This is a genomic window from Bradyrhizobium sp. P2_E8 (genome assembly GCF_056403875.1).
In genome coordinates this window covers 1-6068 of record NZ_JBFUES010000431.1, presented here as the reverse complement: position 1 = coordinate 6068, position 6068 = coordinate 1, and the positions used below count along the sequence as shown (strand labels likewise).

Below are 6068 nucleotides of genomic sequence, written 5' to 3'. Positions count from 1 at the left end.
TCACATGGTCGCGCATGATCTGGCGGGTGGGATCGCGACGCTACTCAACCGCAATCTTCCGGAAGTTTTTGGCGAGGGTGATCCGGTACGTCGAAAGGCTGCAATTCAAGAGCTCTATACTGACGACTGCGTGCTGTACGTGCCGCCTGGCGCGCTCGTCGGCCATGACGCGTTGGACAAGTTCGCGGGCGATTCTCCGGGCGACGCATCCCCATTTTGCTTATACGCCACATGGTGTCCCACAGGTTCTGCACAATTCGGGACGCTTGGCGTGGGGCTCCGGGCCGAAAGGCGAAGCGCCGGTGTACACCGGTGTGGATTTCATCATCGCGCGCGACGGCAAGATTGCGGCTCTTTACGTATACCTCGACTCGCCGCCTGCATAGTGGTGTTCGATTGGCTAAGCGAGGAGGCGCGGCGTACCTAAGCGGCCAGCAGGCTTCTCGATGATGTCGCAGATCGTCAACAGGTCGCAGCCGGCCCGATCGAGCAGCATGACGCACGTGAATTCGACCACGTTCGCTGCACTTCGGTTGCAATCGAAACTTGGACTTGGGCATTGCGCTCTGTTGGTGATAGCGTGAGAACCCAAGTCAGTCCCGGCGACCAACGGCAAGCGAATTCCGTACGCCATCGGGCCGGCTGATCACCGCGGCCTGTCAAGGTCAGCATCCAGGTTCGCGCACTATCGGTAGCGAGCAAAAGTCATGGAAAAGCAAGTCAGGCGAAATGGATCGTGAGTTTCTTCGAGCGTTTAAAGACAGAAGCATCCGCTGAGTGGCGGGCCTACACCGAGCATCCCTTCACGAACGGATTGGCAGACGGCTCGCTCGCCGAAGCGGCGTTTCGTCACTACCTCGCTCAGGACTACCTGTTCCTCATCGAGTTTGCGCGCGCCTACGCGCTCGCGGTCTACAAGTCGCCCAGGCTTGCCGACATGCGTGAAGCTGCAGCCGGCCTTTCGGCCATCCTTGATGTCGAGATGAACCTGCATGTGAAGCTCTGTGCCGAATGGGGTCTATCGCCGACCGACCTTGAACAGACCCCTCCGGCGGCCGAGATGCTGGCCTATACACGCTACGTGCTCGACGCGGGAATGCGCGGCGACCTGCTGGCACTCAAGGTGGCGCTGGCCCCCTGCGTGATCGGGTACGCGGAGATCGCGACGCGGCTCGCCTCGCGCCCCGATGCGGACGCTGCGACGAATCCCTATCGCGTCTGGATCGCCGAGTACGCCGGCGCGCCGTACCAGGAGGTCGCGGCGAAAGCGCGGGCGCACATGGAGCATCTCGCCGATCTCTACGCCACGCCGGCCCGCGAGGCAGAGCTGATTGCGATCTTCAAGGAAGCCACCCGACTCGAGGCAGACTTCTGGGAGATGGGCTGGCGCGCGGGCCAGCTTGTTCAATAGCCCTCGGCAATCGTCAGGCTCATAACCTGAAGCTCATACACGCGGAAGCATCGCTGATTAATGCGCGCAGTCGCGCGGTCCTGTAGCCAACAGCCCGTTGTAGCAAACAGCACGAGTGGTGATGGTTCTGAGCCAGCCGTAGTCGCCGCGATGGAGCGTCCAGTCATGGCAGTGACTGTCGATCCGTCCGATCATCAGCATCGATATGGATCTGGTCCGAGTGCATCATGCTGCTGGTGTCTCCTGCCAACTCCTCGCTGAATGGTAGGCGACGGAGCTCGCGCCTTGTTCCGAAGGTCTTCATGGTCAAATGGGCCGCGCCTGCCGGGTAGCGACAAGAAACAAAATGCCGGCGATCACGCCCAGGATCCCCGGAGATGGGACCAGCAGCAACGTCAACAATGCGAACCAGACGATCACCGCCCAGCCGAGCCACGACCCAGGCGTGATGCTCCTTCCGGCAAGCGTCCACTGGAGAACGCCCAGCAAAATCGAGGGTATTGCAAAGCTGCCTATGCTTGCCCAGAAGACGGCAACGTTCTGCAATGCTTCGATGCTGGGCTGCTGCGTGCCCAGCTTGAGCGGCACCGCCGCCCAAAGGCCCTGGGTGACCCAATCAAGCATTTTTGGTCCTTTAAAGATGATGCTGAGGATGAGGTGACCAACGCCCAGTGTGACGAGGATTGCCGCGCCAATTCGTTGCAGAACCTTCGTAGCCATCATGGGATTCTCTGTGGGTCGCTCGATCATGTGGCGGTGGGCCGTCATGTTCGAGTTGGTTCAGTGTAGGTGTCGCGTGTCGCACGAATGCTCGCTATCGCTGCCGCGCGCACGAGATTGTCGATCTCGGGTGGCGGTGCTTCACCGCGCGAGATGTGCGGACGCACCCCCGCATAGGGGATGTCAATGATTGCGAATCTGGTCGAGCGTTTCAACGTGGGCGACACCTCGCCAAACAGCCGTCCGGTTATGTCGTCGAGGACGACGTCAAGCTCCTTTCCCAGGCGCCGTGCTTCGCGCTCCATATCTGGCGGCCAGCCGCCTCCTACAAACTCCTCCCTCCGATGCATGATCGCGATCCGAGCACCCGTTCGATCCGATCTGACCCACTGAGGCACGAACAGACTGGCGGCAATGGCGGCGTCGTCAGGATCATCGTGTTGGAGCGCCGCTGAAAACCCCCGTTGAAATGCCGCCATTTTGCCAAGCCACAGGCGGCCCAGCAGTTCATCGCGTGATTGAAACCGGTGATAGATCGATCCGGACGGCGCCCCAAGCGCATGGGCGATCGCAGACATCGTCGCGGCGGGTACGCCGGAGTTCGCGATGATACGCGCTGCGGCATCCAGAATCTGGTGTTCGGTAAACTTCGACGGCCTCGGCATCACGAATTAGATACTAGATTCTAAAATTAAAATCAAGTAGATGAATCGCGAACGCGAAGTTGCGCTGCAAAACAGGAGGGTCACCGATGATTGTCGCCGTCCCTGGCTCATTGGCAGATCAGGTCAGGCACGACAGGGGTCCCTGGTCGGTCTGCCCTAACGCCAACTCGCGCTGTCACCCGAATGCGTCAGAGCACAGGGCGTCTCACGCAAGCCGTGGAGATCATGCGCGATGACCTTACCACCTGGCCAACGCGCGATCGCTTCCTTTCCGCGTTTCGGATTGCCGCGCTTTGCGAACCGTTTTCCCGGGAAACCAGAGGTGGTGCGATTTGAGTTGAGCAATGATGGCCGTGTCGTTGGCGAGGTAGGACCGGATCGTTGGGGGGCGTTGCCGCGAACCATCCAGCTCAGCGACCTCCATTGCGTCACAACCTGGAGCAGTCTCGGCCACCGCTGGGAAGGGGTCGGCTTTCGCGACTTCTGCACCGCGTTCGCTTTGGATCAAGCTGACCAGGACCGACTGGTCGTGTTCCGCGGAAGCGATGGCTACCACGCCGCTTTGCCACTGGTCGATCTGTTGCAGCCGGAGGTTCTGCTGGCCGATCGTCTGGACGGCGCGCCGCTCCCGGTGGCTCATGGAGCGCCGCTGCGGTTGGTGGCACCGGCCCACTACGGGTACAAGAACGTCAAGCATATCGAACGGATAGAGTTCGGCGTCCATCCGGGTCGTTATCGCCCGGCAGGACCTGGCTTTATCATGCATCCGCGGGCTCGTGTCGCGGTGGAGGAGCGCGGTGTCGGGTTTCCAGGGTGGCTCCTGCGGCGCGCATATCGGCCTTTGATCGCCCCCACCATAAAGCGTTGCGCGGAAGCGCTCGAAATGTACCAGGCGAAGAATCATTCGCCGGCGACGTCGGAGCACATGACGAGACCAGGGGAGGGGCTTCCATGAGCACACCCGCGCATCCGGCGAGCAATGGGGCGTGGATGCTAATCGGCTTGCGCTCGGTGGTTTCATGCTGCTGGCGGCGCGCGCCAGCAAAGCTCGGGCGAAATGCGCCGCGAGAACGGAAAGGCGTGTCCGCTGTTTGACGGGTCGATGCTCCGCGCCGCTTGCGGACCGTCGAAACAAAAAGCGAGTGGCTGGTCGGACGCGATCCAGTTTCGCAAGCCATCCGTCGTGCGACGTCCGTCCGCAGAGGAGCATCTGACGGACAGGAAAGGCGCGGACAGGGCTTCACGCCGTCAGCGCGCCACGAGAGGCACATAGTGATCGAGTTCGGGATCCGGGAAATGGATGGTCCGGCCAAGTTCCGCCGAGCGATAGAGTCCCATGAGCATTTCCATGACGCCGACCCCGTCATCGAAGGTTTCCGCCGGGCTCAGGCCTCGCCTGAATGCCTCCACCATATGGCGGTTCTCGTCGGTGTMGCCGTAGATGCCGGCTTCGTCCTCGACGACCGGCATCAGACCTTGCTCGGAATTCTGCTTCTCGACGAGGTCCTCGCCCTCCGATCCGCGGATCGCGCGGGAGAGAAAGACCTTGAGCCCGGTCGAGAGCGAGGAGAACTCCATCGAATATTCGGGACCAAGCAATTCAAGCTGGATGCGCAGGCCGGCGCCGACATAGGCCCATGAGGTCGTCGCCTCGATCATCAATTGATGGCCGTCGGCATCTTCCAGCGTGAGCATCCCGCGCGCGAAATCCTCGACCGGACGTTTGGTGAAATCGACCCCCATTCGCGTCTTGAGATCGGCAGCGTAGCGGGGGCGCGTCCATTTGAGATTGGCCGTCGTGGCGCTGGCGCTGAGCAGCCGCAAGGAGTCGCGCTTTGCGCCGGGCGCGGTCAGCATGAAGCGCGCGACCTCGACCGAATGGCACATCATGTCGGAGAGTACGCCCCCTCCCTGTTTGTCGCCCTGCCAGAACCATGGCTCGTGCGGTCCTGAATGCTCCTCGGCGGCACGCGCGAGATAGGGGCGCCCGCTTCCGGGTACGGCGCGCCGCCAGATGATGTCCTTGCCGCGCATCACCGCGGTCGAGAACAGCTGGTTCTCCAGATAACCGTGAAGCAGGCCTGCATCTTCGACGAGCCTGCGCATTTCCCGTGCTTCGGCCAGCGTGCGGGCGAGTGGCTTTTCGCAGGCAATGGCGCGCAGGGGCGCCCCGGCCTTGGTCACGCGGTGGATCTCGCGCATGATGTCGAGACGGCTGTCGTTCGGCGTCAGCAGCCAAAGCGCATCGACCTCGCCGGACATCGCCATCGCCTCGATACTGTCGAACACGCGCGCCGGCCCGAGGCCGAGACTGCGCGCCTTGTCCGCGATACGCGTGCGCCGCTCGGCAGAACGGCTGTAGACGCCGCCGACGCTGACGTTGCGCACGCCGAGCATGGATTGCAGATGGAACGCGGCGATGAAGCCGCTGCCGACAAGGCCGATGCGCAGCTGTGGAAGTTCCGTGAGCTTCTGCATGTCTGAGACCTCTTTCAATGAAGATGCGGCGGTTCAGAGAGACGTGGGCGTTCTGCGTTGCCTGCCCGGGATCGCGGCCAGCAGGGCCTGTGTATAGGGATGCTCCGGTCGTTTCAGCAGATCCGCGGTCGGCCTGATCTCGACGATCTCGCCGAGGCGCATCACTGCGATCCGATCGCAGACCTGGGCGGCGACGTTGAGATCGTGGGTGATGAACAGCACCGCCAGCCGCAGCCGCGCTTTCAATGACTCGAGCAAGGCGAGCACCTGCGCCTGGACCGAGACGTCGAGCGCCGACACCGGTTCGTCGGCCACCAGCACTTCCGGGTCGAGCGCCAGCGCGCGCGCAATTCCGATCCGCTGGCGTTGCCCTCCCGAGAATTCATGCGGAAAGCGGCGCGCGGCACTTGGGTCGAGACCCACGAGCTCGAGCAGTTCCTCGGCCCGCGCGTAGGCCTGCGCCTTCGGGACACCATGCGCGATCGGTCCGTCGGCGATGATCCGCCCGACGCGGCGACGCGGATTGAGCGAGGCGAAGGGATCCTGGAACACCATCTGGACGTGCTTGCGGGCGGCGCGCAGGCGGGCCCCGCGGGCCTCGGAGAAATCCAGATCGCCGATGCGGACCACGCCCGCGTCGGCGTCGGTCAGGCGCATCACCAGCCGGCCGATCGTGCTCTTGCCCGAGCCGGACTCCCCAACCAGGCCAAGCGTCTCGCCGCGCCTGATTTCGAAGTGCACGTTCTTCACGGCCGCGACCTCGGTCTGCGAGCTGAACCAGTCGTTGCCCCGAT

The 6068-nt window shown here is 62.7% G+C and carries 7 protein-coding genes; 3 read left to right on the top strand and 4 right to left on the bottom strand.

The genetic code is table 11. The annotated features are described in order from the left end of the window. Together AC1D00_RS22725 and tenA are read left to right on the top strand one after the other, a co-directional pair. A partial coding sequence (locus tag AC1D00_RS22725; protein ID WP_477012190.1) for a nuclear transport factor 2 family protein occupies nt 1-427 on the top strand: 427 nt, incomplete at its 5' end. Between the two features lie 309 nt (nt 428-736). Further along, complete coding sequence (gene tenA / locus AC1D00_RS22720; RefSeq protein ID WP_477012189.1) at nt 737-1411, top strand: thiaminase II; 675 nt, start codon at nt 737-739, stop codon at nt 1409-1411. A 306-nt stretch (nt 1412-1717) separates the two neighbouring features. Here the strand turns inward: tenA and AC1D00_RS22715 are convergent, their stop codons facing one another. Together AC1D00_RS22715 and AC1D00_RS22710 are read right to left on the bottom strand one after the other, a co-directional pair. Continuing rightward, nucleotides 1718-2134: a hypothetical protein gene (locus AC1D00_RS22715; RefSeq protein WP_477012188.1), complete on the bottom strand. Its 417-nt coding sequence runs from the start codon at nt 2132-2134 to the stop codon at nt 1718-1720. Between the two features lie 41 nt (nt 2135-2175). Beyond that, nucleotides 2176-2796 carry a TetR/AcrR family transcriptional regulator gene (locus AC1D00_RS22710; RefSeq protein WP_235886004.1) on the bottom strand — a complete coding sequence of 207 codons (621 nt, stop codon included), beginning with the start codon at nt 2794-2796 and terminating at the stop codon, nt 2176-2178. 232 nt (nt 2797-3028) lie between these two features. Here AC1D00_RS22710 and AC1D00_RS22705 point away from each other — a divergent pair, with 232 nt between their 5' ends. Next, nucleotides 3029-3751, top strand: coding sequence for a molybdopterin-dependent oxidoreductase (locus AC1D00_RS22705; protein ID WP_477012187.1), 723 nt, complete (start codon nt 3029-3031; stop codon nt 3749-3751). Nucleotides 3752-4044: 293 nt separating this feature from the next. On the opposite strand, the gene AC1D00_RS22700 is transcribed toward AC1D00_RS22705, so the two are convergent. Together AC1D00_RS22700 and AC1D00_RS22695 are read right to left on the bottom strand one after the other, a co-directional pair. Continuing rightward, nucleotides 4045-5274, bottom strand: coding sequence for a Gfo/Idh/MocA family protein (locus AC1D00_RS22700; protein WP_477012186.1), 1230 nt, complete (start codon nt 5272-5274; stop codon nt 4045-4047). Nucleotides 5275-5307: 33 nt separating this feature from the next. Continuing rightward, a partial coding sequence (locus tag AC1D00_RS22695; protein ID WP_477012185.1) for an ATP-binding cassette domain-containing protein occupies nt 5308-6068 on the bottom strand: 761 nt, incomplete at its 5' end.

Bases quoted from the DNA above. Each gene is read 5' to 3' on its own strand.
- AC1D00_RS22715 (WP_477012188.1), bottom strand. From the start codon at position 2,134: ATGATGGCTACGAAGGTTCTGCAACGAATTGGCGCGGCAATCCTCGTC.
- AC1D00_RS22710 (WP_235886004.1), bottom strand. From the start codon at position 2,796: ATGCCGAGGCCGTCGAAGTTTACCGAACACCAGATTCTGGATGCCGCA.
- AC1D00_RS22705 (WP_477012187.1), top strand. From the start codon at position 3,029: ATGACCTTACCACCTGGCCAACGCGCGATCGCTTCCTTTCCGCGTTTC.